The sequence below is a fragment of the Methylobacterium ajmalii genome (assembly GCF_016613415.1).
Classification (GTDB): Bacteria; Pseudomonadota; Alphaproteobacteria; order Rhizobiales; family Beijerinckiaceae; genus Methylobacterium; species Methylobacterium ajmalii.
In genome coordinates this window covers 1-17775 of sequence record NZ_JACWCT010000055.1, presented here as the reverse complement: position 1 = coordinate 17775, position 17775 = coordinate 1, and the positions used below count along the sequence as shown (strand labels likewise).

The following is a 17775-nucleotide window of genomic DNA, read 5'->3' as shown; positions in this document are numbered from 1 at the left end:
GCGGGGTGTCCTGACGGGTGTCGGAACGGGTCTTCGCGATCCGGGCGGCCTCGTTCGCGGTGACGTGCCACTGCCGTTGCCCGAGTCCCGACCGTGCCTGCCTCCCGCCTTTCGTTCGTTCCCCCGCTCGTCGCCTGCATCGCCGCCGTGGCATCCTCGCCTGCCGGTGCCCAGGGGCCTGCGGGCGAGATCCGCCTCGACGAGATCGAGGTCTCCGCCCCGCCGCCCGCGTCGTCGGGCCCCGCCGCCAGTGCCGGTTACGTCGGCGGCGTCACCGGCATCGGCGGAGCGCTCGCGACCGTCGATGCCGCCAGCGCCGGGATCATCTCGGGCGCGCAGCTCAACAGCCGCCCCGTCACCCGTCCCGGCGAGGTACTGGAATCGGTGCCGGGCCTGATCGTCACCCAGCATTCCGGCGAGGGCAAAGCCAACCAGTTCTTCCTGCGCGGCTTCAACCTCGACCACGGCACCGACATCGCCATCCACGTCGACGGCATGCCGGTGAACATGCGCACCCATGCCCACGGCCAGGGTTATGCCGACCTCAATTTCCTGATCCCCGAGCTCGTCGGCGCCGTCGAATTCCACAAGGGCCCGTACTTCGTCCGCGACGGCGACTTCGCCTCGGCGGGATCGGTGCGGATCGACTACCTCGACAAGCTCGACCGCAACGTCGCGCTGACCACGCTGGGCAGCTTCGGCTACAAGCGCGGGCTCTCGGCCGCCTCCGTGCCGCTCGGCGCGGGCAACCTCCTGGTGGCGGGCGAGGCGCAGACCTACGACGGGCCGTGGGTGGTGCCCGATGCCCTGCGCAAGCTCAACGGCGTCGCCCGCTACAGCCAGGGCACCGCGACCGACGGGTTTTCCGTCACCGGCATGGCCTACTGGGCGAAGTGGAACGCCACCAACCAGATCCCCGAGCGGGCGGTGGCGGAGGGGATCATCGGCCGCTATGGCACGCTGGACCCGACCGATGGCGGCGAGACCGGGCGCTTCTCGCTCTCGGGACGCTGGAGCCAATCGGACGCGGGCGGCATCACCCGGGCCTCGGCCTACGTGATCCGCTACCAGATGAACCTCTGGAACAACTTCACCTACTTCCTCAACGATCCCGTCAACGGCGACCAGTTCCGCCAGCGCGACGCCCGGGTGCTCGGCGGGGGCGAGATCAGCCGCGTCTTCCAGGGCGACCTGCTCGGGCTGCCGATGGAGAACGAGATCGGCCTCCAGACCCGCACCGACGACATCCGGGTCGGCCTGTTCAACACCACGGCGCGGCAGTACCGCTCGACGGTGCTCGACGACCGGGTGCTGGAGGCGAGCGCGGCGTTCTACTACGAGAACCGGGTGCGCTGGACCGACTGGCTGCGCACCAGCGTCGGCTTCAGGGCCGACGGCTACTCGGCCGATGTCCGCTCCGACACCCCGGCGAACTCGGGCCGGGCCCGCGACGGCATCGTCACCCCGAAGCTCGGCGCGGTGCTCCGGCCGTGGCTCGATACCGAGATCTACGTGAACTACGGCGGCGGCTTCCACTCGAACGACGTCCGCGGCGTCACCGCGACGGTCGATCCGGCAAGCCCGCTGTTCAACATCAGCCGCTCGCCGTTCCTGGTGCCCTCGACGGGCTACGAGGTCGGGATCCGCAACCGTTCCATCGCCGGGCTGGAGACGAGCCTCGCCCTGTTCCGGCTCGACTTCGCCTCCGAGAACCTGTTCCAGGGCGACACCGGTACCACCGAGCCGAGCCGGCCGACCCGCCGCTTCGGCATCGAGTGGAGCAACCACTACGCGGTCACGCCGTGGCTGCGGCTGGAGGGCGACCTGACGATCACCAACGCGCGCTTCTCCGACCGCGACCCCGTCGGCCAGCGCGTGCCGGAGGCGCCGACCACCATCGCGTCGGCGGGGGTCACCTTCGGCGAGGGCCGGGGCTGGTTCGGATCCTTGCGCTTCCGCTACTTCGGCTCCCGGCCGCTGATCGAGGACAACTCGGTGCGCTCGAAGCCGACCGCGCTGCTCAACGGCCGGCTCGGCTACGCCTTCGACAACGGCGTGAGCCTCGCCCTCGACGTGCTCAACCTGACGAACGCGAAGGCCGACCAGATCACCTACTTCTACGAGTCCCGCCTGCCCGGAGAGGCCGCCGCCGTGGCCGACCGGCACTTCCACCCGGTCGAGCCGACCGCGTTGCGCCTGACCCTGGCGGGGCGGTTCTGACGGGCGCAGTCCCGTCGTATCCCTCAGAGGCCATCGGCCGGGCGGGATCTCTCGCGGTGGTGGCCATCGGCCGCGAGCGGTCCGGGGGCGGGCGCTGGCGAGCGGCGGCGTCACCGCCGGCACGTTCGTCATCTCGTGGAGCGGCGTGACCCCAAACGAGAAGCACCGCCGCGATGGCGTCGCGGCGGTGCTTGCCCTTCAAGAGGGCCTTCCTCCCCAGACTGCGGACCGCTCTCGAGGGCGGCTTGTGTCGTGTCTGTGATCACAGTGGTAGCCGCCGCGCCGCCCCCACACAAGCACAATTGTGCGCCATCGGTGTGCAACCGGCACTTTGATGCGTGGTGCCGGAGGCCCAACCGGGGTGGGGGAGGGGGGCGGCACCCCCTCAGATCGGATGGGCCGAATGCCCGGTCGGCTCGCGCCGGTCGGCCTTCGGTCCGCCGGCCTCCGGCTTGATCCGCACCGGCACCGATTTCGCGGCCGGCGTTCCCGACTGGATGTCGTGGTGCGAGAGCGCCATCAGCGGGTTCATCTCGGGGTAATAGGCCCCCAGGCACCCGTCCGGCAGGGAGAACGGCGTCACGGTGAGGCCGGTCACCTCCCGGGTGATGCCGTCGCCGGCATCGCTGACGAGCGACACGACCTGGCCTTCCGTGAGGCCCGCCCGGCGGATCTCGGCCGGGTTCATCAGCAGCACGTCGCGGGTGCCTTCGATCCCGCGCAGGCGGTCGCTGTAGCCGTAGATCGTGGTGTTGAACTGGTCGTTCGACCGCATGGTGATCAGCCGGTAGCGCCCGTCCGCATCCCCGAACCCGGCGGCCGACATCACCCCTGGCGCCGTGAACGTGGCCTTGCCGCTCTCAGTCTTCCAGATCCGCTCGCGGGCGGAGTTGCCGCGGTAGAACCCGCCGGGGATCCAGAGCCGGTCGTTGAAGTCGTGGAACTCCTCGACGTAGGTCTTGGCGATCTCGTCGCGGATCAGGCCGTAATCGCCGACCCAGGCGTCCCAGGTCACCTTGGGGTTCGGCGCGAGCGTCGCCTTGGCGAGGCCGGCCACGATCGCGACCTCGGATTTCAGGAAGTCGCTCGCCGGCGTGCGGCGGCCCTTCGAGCCGTAGATGCAGCTGAACGTATCCTCGACGCTGACCGCCTGCGGCCCGCCCGCCTGCTTGTCCTCCTCGGTCCGGCCGAGGCAGGGCAGCAGGTAGGCGATCTCGCCGTTGACGAGGTGCGAGCGGTTGAGCTTCGTCGCGACCTGCACGGTGAGCCGCATGCCGGTCCAGGCCTTCTCCATCCGGTCCTGGTCGGGGATCGCCCGCACGAAGTTGCCCCCGAGGCCGATGAAGGCCTTGATCGTGCCCTTCAGGATGCCCTCGCAGGCCTCGACAGTGTTGACGCCCTTCTCCCGCGGCGGCTCGAACCCGAACTGCGCGGCGATCCGGTCGAGGGGCACCAGCTCGGGCTTCTCCGAGATGCCGACGGTGCGCTGCCCCTGCACGTTGGAGTGGCCCCGCACCGGCGACACGCCGGTGCCGTCGCGCCCGATATTGCCCTTGAGCAGCAGGAGGTTGACGACCATCGCGACGTTCTCGAAGCCGTGGACGTGCTGCGTCAGGCCCATGCCGTAGAAGGCGCAGACCCGCTCGGCCTCGACATAGACCTGGCCCGCCGCCTCGATGTCGGCACGGGCCAGTCCCGATTCGCGCTCGATCTCCTCCCACGGGGTCGCCCGGACCTTGGCTTCGAACGCGTCGAGCCCGGTCGTGTGCTGGGCGATGAAGTCGACGTCGAGGACGCGGGTGCCGCGCGCCTTGGCGGCGTCGTCGGCGGCAAAGACGTGCTTGCACAGGCCGAGGATCGCCGCGATGTCGCCGCCGGGCCGGACCTGGTGGTACTGCGCGCTGATCGGCGTCGCCTTGCGGGTCAGCATCTCGACCGGGCTCTGCGGGTTGGTGAAGCTCTCCAGACCCCGCTCGCGCACGGGGTTGAAGGTGATGATCTTCACGCCCCGCTTCGAGGCCTCCTGCAGCGGGTGCAGGAACCGCGGCGAGTTGGTGCCGGTGTTCTGGCCGAAGAAGAACATCGCGTCGCAGGTCGACAGATCGTCGAACACCACCGTGCCGACGCTCTCGCCGATTACCTTCTTCAAGGCCACCGAGGTCGTCTCGTGGCACATGTTGGAGGAATCGGGCAGGTTGTTGTGGCCGTAGAGCCGCGCGAACAGGGCGTAGAGATACGAGGTCTCGAGGCTCGCCCGTCCCGACGAGTAGAACACCGTCGACTTGGGATCGAGCCGCTGCAATTCGGCGCCGATCTCCCGGAACGCCTCGTCCCAGCCGCACGCCACGTAGCGGTCGCTGGCGCGGTCGTAGCGTAAGGGATGGGTCAGGCGTCCGGTCTGCTCCAGCTCGTAGTCGCTCCAGCCGCGCAGTTCGGTCAGCGTGTGCTTGCCGAAGAACTCGGGCTTGCAGCGCCGCGTGGTCAGCTCCCACAGCGTCGCCTTGGCGCCGTTCTCGCAGAACTCGAACGGGTGGTAGTTCGCGGGCTTGGCCCACGAGCACGACGTGCACATGAAGCCGCCGGGCTTGTTCTGGTGGAACAGGGTCTCGGTGGCGAGCGGCGTCGCCCATTCCTTGCCGAACACCTCGGCGATGCCGCGCACCGAGCCCCAGCCGCCGGCCGGGCTGTCGTAGTGGACCGTCTTTTCCTCGACCGACATGCTGGCTCTCCCGTGCGGCAGGCGCGGGAACCGCGGCCGACGACAGGGAACCCGCAGGGGGTAGGGAAGTTCGCCCGCGTCCGTCTCAGCCGCCCTGGGCGTTGCGCCGCAGCCGCACCAGGGCCCGGTCGAGGGCGCCGAGGAAGGCCGAACGGTCCCTGGCCGAGAACGGCTTGGGACCGCCGGTGACCGCGCCGGCCTCGCGCAGGGACTGCATCAGGTCGCGGGTGGCGAGCGCCATGCCGACCGAGGAATCGGTGAAGGCCTTGCCGGTGGGCCCGAGCACGCTGGCCCCGGCCTTCACGCAGCGGCTCGCCAGCGGCACGTCGGCGGTGACCACGACGGCGTGCGGCCCGGCCCGCTCGGCGATCCAGTCGTCGGCGGCGTCGAACTTGTCGGAGACGATCACCCGCTCGATCCACGGCTCGCGCGGGACGGTGATGAAGCTGTTGGCCACCACCACGACATGCGCGCCGTGCCGCCCGGCGACGCGGTAGACCTCGTCCTTGACCGGGCAGGCATCGGCGTCGACGTAGACGGTGATCGGGGACATGGTGGTCGAGGACATGGTGCGTGGGGACTTGGAGCGTCAGCGGCCGGGATTGAGGAACAGGCTGTCGAATTCCGGCGGCGCGTAGTGCCGCCCGGTGATGTCGGTGATGACGACCCAATCGTGGCCCTCGGCCTCGAGTTCCTGCGCCTTCTGCAGGGCGTCCTCGGGCGAGGTGCGCTGGTGCGAGAGCGGGCCGTCGGCGGTGTGGGCGGTCACGACGAGCTGCATCTTCGTCCTTGTGCTGGCGGGGCCGGCGCGCAGGACGCGCGCCCCGGGGCAGGGGAGGGGGCCGCCCAGGGTCGGGGAAGAGGGTTAACGAGATGTTGACGGGCGGAGGCCCGTCCCTGCGCCCGTTCCCGCCAGGGCGGCCTCGTAGAGCGCGACGTAGCGGGCGGCGACACGCGGCCAGCGGTACTCCGACAGATCCTCGGCACCGGGCAGGCTTGCGGCGCCGGGATCGAGCCGGCCCTCGGCCAGGCGCGCGTAGGCGTCCCGGATCGCCCCGGCCGCGCTCGCGGGGTCGGCGAAATCGCACAGCGAAATCAAGGGGTGGCGCTCTTTGAGCCAAGCGAAGGCGTCGTTGGGATGGGCAACGGGAACGAGGCCGGCGCTCAGCGCCTCGATCAGCGCGAGGCCGAAGCCCTCGTACTCTGAGGCCGAGACGAACAGGCTCGACTGCCCGATGAGCTCGCGGACCGCCGGGACGTCGAGCCCGACATGGAGCGTCACCGCGTCGGTCAGGCCGAGCCGGTCGATCTCGGCGGTGAGCGCCGCGACCGTCACGTCGGACGGGACCCCGACGATCCGCAGCCGCCAGCCGGGGCCGAGCGCCCGCATGGCGGAAAGCAGCCGGTCGAGGCGCTTGTTGTGCGAGAACCGGCCGATCGTCAGGAGGGCGCGGCGCGGCGCGGCCGAGGCGGCGCCCGCGAACTTGTCGAGGTCGACCCCGTTCGGGATCACCGTCACGCCGGCGGGCGTGATCGGCGCGAACATCCGGGCATCGCTCTCGCTGCAGGCGACGATCCCCTCGTAGGCCCGCACGCTCACCCGGGTCGGGCCGGAAAACCACAGCGCCTTGAGCCGCGAATGGGCGTTGGTGTGGAAGAAGCCGCCGTGGGTCGTCGCCACCATCGGCCGGCGGTGGAAGGGCCGCGCCCAGGCCAGCGCATCGAAGAAGAAGTCGACGGCGTGGACGTGGACGAGGTCGGCGTCGCCGAGGTGGCGAAACACAGAGGGAGCCAGCGGGTAGCGGTGCGAGCCGGAGAACGGGATCCGCTCGATGTCGATCCCCTCCAGGCGCTCGCGCGCCGGCAGCCGCACCTCGGGCTTCGAGAACAGCCGGTCGAGGGTGACGACCCGCACCCGATGGCCGAGGCGCGCCTGCTCGCGGGCGAGATTGGCGACCACGTCCTCGAGTCCGCCCCGGTTCGGCAGGAACTGGCGGACGACGTGGAGGATCGAGAGGGGCCGCGCCGGGCTCGTCATGACGGGGTTCTCCCCAGGGCTCGTCGCGCCGCTCACCGCTCGCAGGTCGGCTTGGCCTGGGCGGCGGCCTGGATCGCGGCCACCACGGGAGCGTTGGCGCCGGCGGGGTCGAGCTTCAGGGGGTAGTCGGGCGCCCACAGGTCGCCGGCAGCCCAGGCGGTCCAGCCGACCCATTGCTGCGGGTTGGCGTTGACGTGGTCGAGCACCGCCCGCAGGCGCTCCGGGCAGTTGCGGCGCGCCGAGGCGCCGATCTCGCCCAGGAAGGCGCGGCGCCCGGTCTTCGCCAGCCAGCCGGTGAGGCGCTCCACCGCCTCGAGGGCGTCGGCGCCCCGGCTGCACTCGGCATGGGTGCCGGAGAAGTCGGCGTCGAGATACTGGTGGACCTCGTAGGCGGTGTTGCGGGCCGGATCGACCACGCCGAGCATGATCGCGGCGTTGTTGCCGGTGGGCAAATCGGCGGTCCAGCTATGGGCGCCGCTCCAGCCCGAACCCGAGACCAGGACCAGCTGCCTCGCCCCCGTCTCGCGGATCGCCGCGATGGCGGCGTTGGCGGCTACGAGCCAGCGCGCGGCCGGGATGTCGTGCGGCTCGTTCATCAGCCCGAACGCCACCGAGGCGTCGCCGCGGAAATGCTGCGCCAGCCGCCGCCAGAGGTCGGCGAAGGCCTCGGCCGTCACCATCTCCGAATCGACCCGCGCCTTGCCGTGATAGGCGTAGTTGTGCAGGTCGATCACCGTGCGCAGGCCGGCCTGCGTCGCGGCCGCGACCGCGGCTTCGAGCCGGGCGAGCTCGTCCGGGTCGAGGGGCTGGCGCAGGGCCGGCTGCAGCCGCTCCCAGCGGATCGGCAGCCGCATCGCCGTCAGCCCGAGGGCGGCGAAGCGGCCGATCGTCTCGGCGGAGGGGTAGAGGTAGTCGAAGCCGTAGCGCCCCGGCACGGTGCCGAACTCGGCCCCGCTGATGTTGACCCCGCGCAGGCAAAGGAGCGGCGCCGGCTGGGCCGCGCGCGCCGGCTCGGCCGGGAGCGCGGCCGCCAGAAGCGCGCCCGCGAGGAGGGGACCGGCCAGCGACAGGGCGGCGGAGGGAAAGCGGGCGAGCGGGCGGGCCATGTCGGGTCGGTCGCTTGTCACGTCTGTTGCCCGTCACTCTGCCGCCTGGGGGACCGTCCCGGGCGGGACGGCCGGCACCGGGCTCCAGGCCCGGCGCGTGAAGAAGGCGGTCGCCCGGCTGTCCACGTCCCAGTGCGCCCGCACCCAGCGCGCCAGGACGAGGTTGATCACCACCGTCCAGACCACGTTCGCCACCGCGACGCCGAGGATGCCGAACGGCACCGCCACGAGGCAGAGTAGCACCGCGTAGACCGAGAACAACGCCGCGTTGGCGACCAAGATGTAGCGCTCGCCGCCGCCGATCGTCAGGAGCGTGGCCCCGGGCCCGAAGAACGCGATGACGACCGAGGACAGGCTCAGCACCATCAGCACGTCGGTATGGGCGGCGAAATCGGGCTTGAACAGGGCGAGCGCGAACGGCGCGCCGACCGCCATCACCAGGGCGCCGGCCGCGGAGATCGCGAAGCTCGCGAGCGACAGCCGGCCGACCAGGCGCTGCGCGCCGACCCGGTCGCCGGCCTGGAAATGGGCGGCGATCATCGGCATGCTGACCGTGTCGATCGCCGCGCTCGGCAGGTTCACCAGCGTCGCGTAGCGCAGGGCCACGAAGTAGAACGCCGCCTGCTCCATGCCCAGCAGCGCGCCGACGATCACGGTCTCGAGGAAGGCCGTTACCGCCACCATGGCGTTGTTGGCCGTGAACAGCAGGCTCTCACCGCGCCAGGCCGCGCCCTTGGCGGGGTGGCGCAGGCCCCCGCGCCAGAGGCCCCCGCGCCAGGAATCCCAGCCGTGATGGGCCGCGAGGTGCCAGAACTGGTAGAGCGTCGTCGCGGCGAGCAGCCCGAGCAGGATCTGCATCGCCGCGGTGGCACCGTCGAGGAGGCCGAGGAGCGCCGCGGCGGCGAACGCGACCGAGCAGGCGCCGCGCCAGATCACCTCCCGCGGCAGCAGCGCGAGCCAGATCCGGCCGTGGACGCGGAAGTAGCTCTGCAGGTACTCGGCGAGCGCGAACACCGCCGCGAAGGCGCAGGCGAGGTGGAGCCGGTGATAGGGATCGGGCAGCGATTCCTCGGCGACGAACACCGCCGCGCTCACCGCCACCATCGCGACGGTCGCGGCGGTCAGCCAGCCGAGATTGTAGCGCACCAGGGCGTCGTTGTGCGGCCCGACGCCGCCCTGAGCCCGGTAATGCTTGAGCACCAGGTTCTGCTGGCCGAGCGCCGCGATCAGCCCGAGCCCGCTGCCGAGGGTGAACAGGAAGACGTAGACGCCGTACTCGTAGGTGGTGAGCAGCCGGCTCGCGACGAGCAGCATCACGAAGCCCAGGACCGCGCTGGCGATCCGGGCGACGAAGGCCGAGGCGAATTGCTGCGAGCGCCCCGACCGGCGCAGTCGCGCGACGAGTGTCAGCATCGTGTCCGTCGCCTCTCGATCGGGCGGGTGGGCGGCAGCCGGTGCCGGCCCTCCTCCCGCCCGGCGTAGCAGCCATCTCCTATCGGGCCTTTAACGCGATCTCGTGCGCCCAAGACAATCGCCGCGACAGCATCGCGATCGTCGACCCATGACGACAAGCTTAGCCTTTCGTCAAGGTTGCGAAACCTGCGAGTCGAAATCTCTCCAAGGTGTCGTTAACCTTGTGCCGAATTAAGGCTGCATCTCCGTCCGGGGGCGGCGCATTGACTTTGCGCGGGGTGGCGCCGGTCGGTACTTCTTCACCGATCACGGCGATGATCTTGCCTCGACACGGATCCTCCCACCCCCTCGGAAGCGTCCCATGCCTGATCGCGCCCTCGACACGGCGCCCCGAGCTGCGAGCGCCGACCGGCTCGACCTCGAAGGCGTCAGCGTCGCCGATCTCACCCGCGACGAGCTCCTCGCTCACCTGCACGAGGTGCTGGAGCGGAAAACCCAGCTCTGCCTCGGCTTCTGCAACGCCAACATGCTGCTGGCGGCCCTGCGCGAGCCGGCCTACGCGGCGGCGTTGCGCGGCTTCCTCCTCGTCAGCGACGGCCTCGGCATCGACCTGTGCTCGGCGCTGTTCCGCGGCCGGTTCTTCCGCGAGAACCTCAACGGCACCGACCTCGTCCCGGCCTTCCTGGCCGCCGAGACGACGCCGCGCACGCTCTACCTCCTGGGGGCCAAGCCCGGCATCGCCGGGGCCGCGGCCCGCAACCTCGCGCTCGCCTATCCCCAGCACAGGGTCGTCGGCGTGCGCCACGGCTATTTCCGGCCCGAGGAGGCCGGCGCGGTCGTGGCCGAGATCAACGCCGCCGCGCCCGACATCCTGCTCGTCGCCCTCGGCAACCCGGGCCAGGAGCTGTTCATCGCCGAGCACGGGGCGCGGCTCGACGCGCGCCTGCTGATGGGGGTCGGCGCGCTCGTCGACTACATCGCCGGCACGGCGACCCGGGCGCCCGAGGCCGTCCGGGCGCTGCGGCTCGAATGGGTCTTCCGCCTCCTGCGCGAGCCGCGCCGGCTGGGGCGCCGCTACACCCTCGACGTCGCGGTCTTCCTCGTCACGATCCTGAAGCTCCGGCTCGCGCGCTGGCTGCGCGACCACCCCGTGCGGGTCGCCCGCCCGTGAGCCCGTCCCCGACCCCGAGACACGCCGTGAGCCCGACTGATCCCATCCCGGTCGCCATTCCGGGCGCCTTGGGCGACGCCTTCGCCTGGTACGCGCCCGGCCCGCTGCGGCGCGGGGTGCTGCTCTGCGGCACCTTCGGCTTCGAGCAGGGCTGCGCCTACCGCTCCTGGCGCGAGCTCGCCGCGACGATCGCCGGGGCCGGCTGCCCGACCCTGCGCTTCGACTATCCCGGCCAGGGCGATTCGCGCGACCCCGACGGCCCCGAGATCCCGGCGGCCCTCGACGCGATCCGCGCCGGCATCGCCTTCCTGCGCGAGCGGGCGGGGGTGGAGGAGGTCGCGGTCGTAGGCCTGCGCCTCGGCGCCACCCTGGCGGCCCTGTCGCAGGAGGATTCCGCGGGGGCCGGGATCGACCGGCTGGTGATGCTGAGCCCGTTCGTCACCGGCAAGGCCTACCGGCGCGAGATGGCGATGCAGTCGCGCCTCCTCGACGTGATGCCCGACCGCACGCCGATGCCCCAGGAGCCCGACGCGCTGATGGTCGGCAGCTTCGTGCTCGGGGCCCGGACCCTCACCGACCTCGCCGGCCTCGACCTGATGGCGCCGGCGCGCCCGCCCGCGCCCCGGATCCTGCTGCTCGGCCCGAAGGTCGAGGCCCTGGCCGGGCGCTACCGGGCGCTGGGCAGCGCCGTCGAGACCGGGCCGTTCCCCGACCTGACCCAGCTCGTCTCCGATCCGCTCTTCTCCCGCACCCCCGAGCAGACCTTCGCGCTCGTGCGCGACTTCGCGGTGGACGGCGCGACGGGGGAGAGGGACGGGGCGCGGGACCGATCCCTCGAGCCCTGCCGGCTGACGGACGCGGCGTGGTCCGAGGAGGTGTCGCGCTTCGGCCCCGGCCTCGTCGGCATCCTGTGCCGGCCGGCCGGCGCGTGGAGCGGCGATACCGTGCTGGTGGTCAATTCCGGCCGCAATCCGCGGGCCGGGCACGGCCGGCAGACCACCCGGATGGCGCGGCGGCTGGCGGCGGCGGGCATCGCCTCGTTCCGCTTCGATCTGCGCGGCATCGGCGACAGTCCCGACCGGCCGGACGGCTCGCTGCCGCTCTACGCGGCGGATTCGGTCGGCGAGGTCACGGCGGCGATCGACCATCTCGCGGGGCTTGGGTACACCCCGGGCGTGATCCTGGGCAATTGCAGCGGCGCCTACCAGGCGTTCCAGGCCCTGGCGCAGGATGCGCGCCTGCGCGCCGCCCTCCTCGTCAACCTGTACTGCTTCGACCTGAAGCCCGGCACCGACGTCGAGACCATGGTGCGGGACACCTTCCGCCACAGCCAGGGCTACCTCGCCCGCGCCCGGCAGGGCCGGTTCTGGCGCCGCATCCTCAGCGGCGAGATCGGGCTGTCGCGCATCGCCGCCGCGCTCCTGCGCGACGCCGCCGCCCGCCTCGACCGCTGGAGCGCCCGGATGCCGTGGCGCACGCTGCAGCGCGCCAGCGTCGCCGGGCGGGTGGCGCGCATCCGCCGGCGCGGCGCGCGGATCTGCATGGTCTACAGCGCCGACGACCTCGGCATCCCGACCGTACAGGCGCATTTCGGCGCCTCGGACGACCGGATCGGCCGCCGCCTCGGCTATCCGGTCACGATCCTGCCGGGCACCGACCACAACCTCAGTCGCCAGGCCGACCAGGACCGGGTCTTCGCGCTGCTCGAGCGGGTGGTGCGAGAGGCGCGGCCGACCGCCGAGCCGGCCCCGGCTCGGCCGAGCCGAAGCCCGGGCGGCCTGTCGCTGCGCCTCTCGCGCAGCGGCTGAACGCCCATGACCGGAGACACCGCGATCCCGAGCCCCGCCATGCCCGCCTCCTCGCCGCTCCTCTCGCTCCTCGTCTGCACCAAGGGCCGCTCGGCCCAGCTCGAGCGCCTGTTCGACTCGCTGACCCGCCAGACCCGCCGCGACTTCGAGGTGGTGCTCGTCGACCAGAACGAGCCCGGCACCCTCGAACCGCTGGTGGCGCGCTACCGCGACGACCTCGCCATCGACCATGTCCGCTCGGCCCCGGGCCTGTCGCGCGCCCGCAACGTCGGGCTCGCCCGCTGCCGCGGCGAGCTGATCGCCTTCCCGGACGACGATTGCTGGTACCCGGACACCCTGGTCGCCGAGGTGGCGGGGCTGTTCGCGGCGCATCCGCAGGCCGACGCGGTGACCGGGCGCACCCTCGACGCGGCCGGCCGCGAATCCCTCGGGGCCTTCCTGCCTGCCGACCGCGCGGTCGACCGGCGCAACGTCTGGTCGGCGGGCAATTCCAACGGCCTGTTCGTGCGCCGCGAGGCCGCCCGCGCCGTCGGCGGCTTCGACGAGACCCTCGGCGTCGGGGCGGCGACCCCGTTCCGCTCCGGCGAGGAGACCGACTTCCTGCTGCGCCTCCTCGGGCAGGGGAGGGGAGTGGTCTTCCGCCACCGCCTGATCGTCCACCACGACCAGGTGGCGAGCGCCGGCCGCCACGCCCGCGCCGCCGACTACGCCCGCGGGTTCGGCCGGGTGCTGCGGCTCCACCGCTACGGCCTGCCCTACCTCGCCTTCCGCCTCGCCCGCTTCACCGCGAGTGGCGGCCGCGCGCTGCTGCGACGGGATGCCGGGACGGCGTACGACAAGGCGCTGTGGGCGATCGGGACGGTGGCGGGCTACTGCGCCGGCCGGCCGAGGGCCGGGATGGCGCCGGGGGAATAGGCGGCGATCCGCGTCAACTCTGCGTCGCGGCCGCGAAGGCCCGGCTCAGGCCGCGCCACACCTCCACCCCGTACATGACCTCGCTGCCCGGGGGCGGGCGCGAGAAGTCGTAGATCGGTGCCGCCCGGAAGCGCTCGGGACCGAACCCGAACAGGCCGAGATTGCCGGTCTGGCTGCGGTGGCAGGCGAAGGCCGCCTCCTTGCGGCGCGCCGCTTCCGGCGTCAGCGGCACGACGACCTCGGGCGCGCACGGGTCGTCGAGGAAGCGCCCGGTGCGCAACCGGCCACCGACCCGGTGGTAGCTGGTGAATTCGAGCCGTGCCGGGACGTGGCCCCCGAGCCGCGCGAGCCGCGTGCAGGCTTCCTGCACCGCGAAGGCCGCCGCGTCGTGATCGAAATGGCCGCCCTCGTAGGGGTGGGTCAGGACGGCGTCGACGCAGATCAGGTCCTCGACGAGCCGTTCCACCACCCCGGCGAGGTGGTCGGCGAGCCGCCCGTCCGGGACCTCGTAGAAGACCTGGCGGGAAAGCCGGCCCTCGACCAGCACCGCGAGGGCGTCGACGATCTCGCCCCGCCGCGCCGCCGCGTAGGCCTGCCGGTTCGGGAAGCCCGCCCCCGCGGCGGCGGCGGGATCGAGGGGGGCGCCGTCGGTGAGCTGGAGCAGCGTCAGGTTGCGCAGGTGGGCCATGACGCCGCCCAGCCCGATCGTCTCGTCATCCGGATGCGCGGTGACGACCGCCACCGCCAGGTCGAGGGGCCGGCGCATCCCCAGCCCGTGCAGCACCGTCTCGTGGGAGGTCGTGGCGGAGAGAGAATCGGCCGAGAGAGACTTGCGAAGCGTCGCCATGGCGTGTCCGTCCGGATGGGTCATCGCGCGTCTCCGCCGGGCCGGGGCGCGCCGAGGCGGTAGCGCGAGAGGTCGGCGAGGCCCGGGCGGGTCGCCTTGCCGGACCAGGCATCGGCGATCGAGCCGATGTCGACGGCGACGCCGCCCCGCGCGGCGATCTCGTGGCAGTAGAGCTTGCCGAGATAGCCGGCCGCCACGAGCCAGAGCGTGCCGGACCAGTCCCGGCCGCGCAGGCGCGCGGTCACCCGGCCGAAGGCATCCGGGTAGTGGGTTCCCGCCAGGCCCGTCGTCCCGATGACGGCGGTAAAGCCCTTCTCCTCGGGCACGAGCACGGCGGCGGCGACCCGGATGCCGGGAAGGCGCGCGAGCGCGGCGGCGAGCGGCGGGTGGCACGAGATCAGGCCGACCGGGTGGCCGGCCGCCATCAGGCGGCGCAGCGCCCCCGCATGGTGCAGGTCGAGGTGGATGTCGTGGGTGCAGACCGACGGTCCGCCCTCGCCGACCAGCGGCGCGACGTGGCGCAGCACGTTGGTGCAGCTCGGCACCCCGTCGGGGCTGGCGAGGCCGTATTCGTGCCGGACCCGCTCCGGGTAGGTCACGCCCACCACCGAGGCGGCCGGGATCGTCGCCAGGAACCGCTCGCGCAGGGCCAGGAAGTCGGGTCGGTCGACCAGGGCGTCGGTGCCGAACCAGGTCCGCAGGATGCGCTTGCGGTTGCGACGGTAGAGCTGGCGGAAGCGTCCGTCCGCCTCGTCGGGATCGCTGATCCAGGCGCCCTCGCCGTCGCCGAGCCGGATCAGCGAGAAGGGCCTTCTCTCGGCCAGGGCGGCGGCGATCCGCGCCTCCACCGCCGCGGTGTCAAGGTGGCGCGGGCTCGCCCGGACCGCCATGGCGAGGCGCATCGCCTCCGCCTCGGGATGGAGCCGCAGGTAGGCGAGGAACTGCTCCAGTCGCGCGACCCGGCGGACCTGCGCCGGATCGCGCGGCGCGAAATCGGCGAGGCAGGATTCTGCCGCGTCGAGCCGGCCCGCGCCGGCGAGCTGGCGCACCGCCTGGACCAGGGTGAGGAGGTCGCCCGGATCCGCCGCCCGCGCCCGGGCGAAGTCGCCCGCGGCCCCCGCGGCGTCGCCCGCGCGCCAGCGCAGCACCGCGCGCTCGCGCCAGCCGTAGGGCAGGTGGGGAAAGAGCCGGCACAGCTCGGCCAGGACCGCGCCCGCGCCCAGGATGTCGCCGGAATTCCGCAGGGCTTCCGCCAGCCGGACCGCCGCCACGGGATCCTCGCCCGCCCGTGCCCAGCCGGCGCGCGGGCGTGCCGCGGCCGGACGCGGGGGCTCCGGTGCAGCGGAGGGCTGCCGCATCGCCGCGGCGCTCACGGCGCGGGCTTCTCGATCTCGAACACGAAATGCGTGCAGAACAGCAGCCGCAGCAGGTTGATCATCCGGATGTCGAGGCCGAGCCGCCGCCCCGTCTCGATCAGGCTGCGGTGGACGACGCCCTCGGGGCCCATCATGGCGTTGAACGGCGTGTCGTCGCTCGCCGTCAGGGTGATCAGCAGGCGCCGCAGCAGGAACACGAAGGCGTCGTGCTTCGGGTCGACCCGGGTCAGGCGCAGGCCGGCGCCCTGCGCCGCCACCTTCAGGCCGTAGGGCGTGAAGTTGAAGGTGCCGTAATCCTGCATCTGCTCCAGATAGGCGACCTGGCCGATCAGCTTGCCGCCGGGGCGCAGCACGCGGGCGATCTCGCCGAAGCTGAGGTCGACGTGCTGGACGTGGTGGAGCACCACCATCGCCCAGACCACGTCGAATTCCCCGTCGGCGAAGGGCAGCACGCGCCCGTCGTAGAACCGCACCGCGTCCCCGAGGCGGCCGACCTCGTCCCGGACCGTGCCCGAGACGCTGTCGAGGTAGTCGACGCCCTGCCACGCATAGCCGAGCGATTCGATGAAGGGCCGGCTGTGCATCGCCCCGCAGCCGAAATCGAGGAGCCTCGCGCCGGGGCGGAAGGCGGCGGCGAGCAGGTCCTCGGCCGAGCGCGCCTCCAGGCTCTCCCCGTCCACCGCCGGGCCGACCTCGTGGTAGAACGAGCCGTCCATCGCCAGCGTCGTCGCCCGGGCGGTGATCGCTTCGATGAGGCGCGCCAGCAGGGCGTCGAGGGTGTCCGGAACCGGCTCGGGCGCCGGGATCGGTGCCGGCGCGGGCGGCCTCCCTCGATCGGGATCGAGGCGTCGGGCGAGGGCGCGGCGCAGGGCGGTCAGGCTGAAGCGGTCCGGGTCGGTCATCGCGGCGTCCCGATGCGGAGAGATTCGATCGCCGCGCGAAGGTCGTCCGCAGCGGCCTCATGCGAATGGTGCGCGGCGGTGCGGGCGGCGGCCGCAGCCCCGATCGCCGCGCGCAGGTCGGGCCGCGCCACGAGGGCGGCGAGGCCGTCCTCCCAGCCGGCCGCGTCGGCGGCGAGCCGGACGTCGACCCCGTCTGCCAGCGCTTCGCGATGTCCGGGCGTATCGCCCGCCAGGGTCGGGATCCCGAGGCGCGCGGCGGCCAGCCAGCCGGTCGCCGAGAGGCAGCCCTCCGCCTCGCTGCCGTCGGCGAGGACGATGTTGAGGTCGCTGTCGCGCAGCGCCGCGTCCCGGTCCGGAGCGGGCCCCAGCTCGGCGATGCGGTCGGCGAAGGGCGCGAACGCCTCGTCGAGGATGGCGAAGCCGGCGGTGACGAGCCGGACCCGCGGCTCCCGCCGCAGGGCGCCCAGCAGCGCCGCGCCCGCGGGATCCGACGCCCGCAGGGTCGTCGTCCGCGGCGCGTGCAGGAACAGCCGGACCTCGCCGCCCGGGCCCTGCGGCCGGTGCCGCGGTCCGGGTTCCGGCGTCGCCGCATCCCGCACGACGAAGCTGCGCCCGGTCGCGACGACCCGGTCGAGGTGGCGCGCCAGGGCGCGGGTCGGCGCGAGGCCGTGGTCGCATAGCGTCGCGGCCGCCCGGTAGAGCGCCACCCCGAAGACCAGGTCCTCGTGGACCCGCTCGCCGATCCGGCCCTCGAAGGCCGGGAGCGGCGGCGGGGCGAGGCGCGGGTCGATCGTCAGCTCGTCGGTCTCGTACAGGGTCGGGACGCCGAGGCGCCGCGCCTGCACCAGGGCCTGCACGACGGTGGGCCAGGCCGGCATCCGCACCACGATCGCGGCCCGCGCCTCCGGCAGCGCCGCCTCGAAGGCCCGGACGGTGCCGAGATCGAAGACCCGGACCGCGTGGCCGAGGCCGTCCAGGAGCGCCACGGTCCGCTCCAGCCGGTGCCGGGCGCCGTCCGGCAGGCCGTCCGCCAGGATCAGGACGAGGGGGGTGGCCGGGTCCGCGCGGGTCCCGGCCGGCAGGCAGGCGGCCGACAGCGCGGCGACGCCGCGCACGGCCTCGGCCAGGAGCGCGTCGCCCTCCTCCCGGCGTCCCTCGGTGTACAGCGCCCGGACGGCCCGGCCGCGCTCGGCGAAGTACGCTTCGGTGACGTCGCGGGCGAAGGCCTCGCCCGCCGGGGCGATCCGGGCGAGCGCCGGC

At 72.9% G+C, this 17775-nt stretch carries 14 protein-coding genes; 4 read left to right on the top strand and 10 right to left on the bottom strand.

All coding sequences use genetic code 11. From position 1 onward, the window contains the following. Positions 1-189: 189 nt before the first annotated feature. On the top strand, positions 190-2220 hold the full coding sequence (locus HPY23_RS09915) for a TonB-dependent receptor (protein ID WP_244537566.1): 2031 nt from the start codon (positions 190-192) through the stop codon (positions 2218-2220). Positions 2221-2605: 385 nt separating this feature from the next. Here the strand turns inward: HPY23_RS09915 and HPY23_RS09910 are convergent, their stop codons facing one another. From HPY23_RS09910 to HPY23_RS09885, 6 genes are all read right to left on the bottom strand, one after another. Continuing rightward, on the bottom strand, positions 2606-4939 hold the full coding sequence (locus tag HPY23_RS09910) for an FdhF/YdeP family oxidoreductase (RefSeq protein WP_091885705.1): 2334 nt from the start codon (positions 4937-4939) through the stop codon (positions 2606-2608). Between the two features lie 85 nt (positions 4940-5024). Then, positions 5025-5507: a YaiI/YqxD family protein gene (locus tag HPY23_RS09905; RefSeq protein WP_060850785.1), complete on the bottom strand. Its 483-nt coding sequence runs from the start codon at positions 5505-5507 to the stop codon at positions 5025-5027. 21 nt (positions 5508-5528) lie between these two features. Next, complete coding sequence (locus HPY23_RS09900; RefSeq protein ID WP_060850784.1) at positions 5529-5720, bottom strand: hypothetical protein; 192 nt, start codon at positions 5718-5720, stop codon at positions 5529-5531. 84 nt (positions 5721-5804) lie between these two features. Next, a complete protein-coding gene (locus tag HPY23_RS09895; RefSeq protein WP_091885702.1) occupies positions 5805-6977 on the bottom strand; it encodes a glycosyltransferase family 4 protein in 1173 nt (390 codons plus the stop codon). Positions 6978-7009: 32 nt separating this feature from the next. Continuing rightward, positions 7010-8083, bottom strand: a complete 1074-nt coding sequence (locus HPY23_RS09890; RefSeq protein ID WP_200601740.1) for a glycoside hydrolase family 5 protein — start codon at positions 8081-8083, stop codon at positions 7010-7012. Between the two features lie 33 nt (positions 8084-8116). Further along, positions 8117-9496, bottom strand: coding sequence for a lipopolysaccharide biosynthesis protein (locus HPY23_RS09885; RefSeq protein ID WP_091885695.1), 1380 nt, complete (start codon positions 9494-9496; stop codon positions 8117-8119). 361 nt (positions 9497-9857) lie between these two features. Here HPY23_RS09885 and HPY23_RS09880 point away from each other — a divergent pair, with 361 nt between their 5' ends. From HPY23_RS09880 to HPY23_RS09870, 3 genes are read left to right on the top strand one after another with little or no spacing between them, the layout of a single operon-like run. After that, a complete protein-coding gene (locus HPY23_RS09880; RefSeq protein ID WP_091885692.1) occupies positions 9858-10667 on the top strand; it encodes a WecB/TagA/CpsF family glycosyltransferase in 810 nt (269 codons plus the stop codon). A gap of 26 nt (positions 10668-10693) precedes the next feature. After that, complete coding sequence (locus HPY23_RS09875; protein ID WP_139234941.1) at positions 10694-12475, top strand: alpha/beta fold hydrolase; 1782 nt, start codon at positions 10694-10696, stop codon at positions 12473-12475. A gap of 6 nt (positions 12476-12481) precedes the next feature. Next, a complete protein-coding gene (locus tag HPY23_RS09870) occupies positions 12482-13390 on the top strand; it encodes a glycosyltransferase family 2 protein (protein WP_236012662.1) in 909 nt (302 codons plus the stop codon). 13 nt (positions 13391-13403) lie between these two features. On the opposite strand, the gene HPY23_RS09865 is transcribed toward HPY23_RS09870, so the two are convergent. From HPY23_RS09865 to HPY23_RS09850, 4 genes are all read right to left on the bottom strand, one after another. Further along, the gene (locus tag HPY23_RS09865; RefSeq protein WP_236012661.1) at positions 13404-14261 is read right to left on the bottom strand and encodes a PIG-L deacetylase family protein; all 858 of its coding nucleotides are present in this window, start codon (positions 14259-14261) and stop codon (positions 13404-13406) included. Next, positions 14258-15508 (bottom strand): GT-D fold domain-containing protein, encoded by a 1251-nt coding sequence (locus HPY23_RS09860; RefSeq protein ID WP_060850777.1) that lies wholly within the window; start codon positions 15506-15508, stop codon positions 14258-14260. The genes HPY23_RS09865 and HPY23_RS09860 overlap by 4 nt, the downstream gene beginning before the upstream one ends. A 98-nt stretch (positions 15509-15606) precedes the next feature. Continuing rightward, complete coding sequence (locus HPY23_RS09855; RefSeq protein ID WP_091885686.1) at positions 15607-16515, bottom strand: class I SAM-dependent methyltransferase; 909 nt, start codon at positions 16513-16515, stop codon at positions 15607-15609. Further along, positions 16512-17775: glycosyltransferase family protein (locus HPY23_RS09850; RefSeq protein WP_200649601.1), on the bottom strand; the 1264-nt coding region annotated here is incomplete at its 5' end. The genes HPY23_RS09855 and HPY23_RS09850, both read right to left, overlap by 4 nt.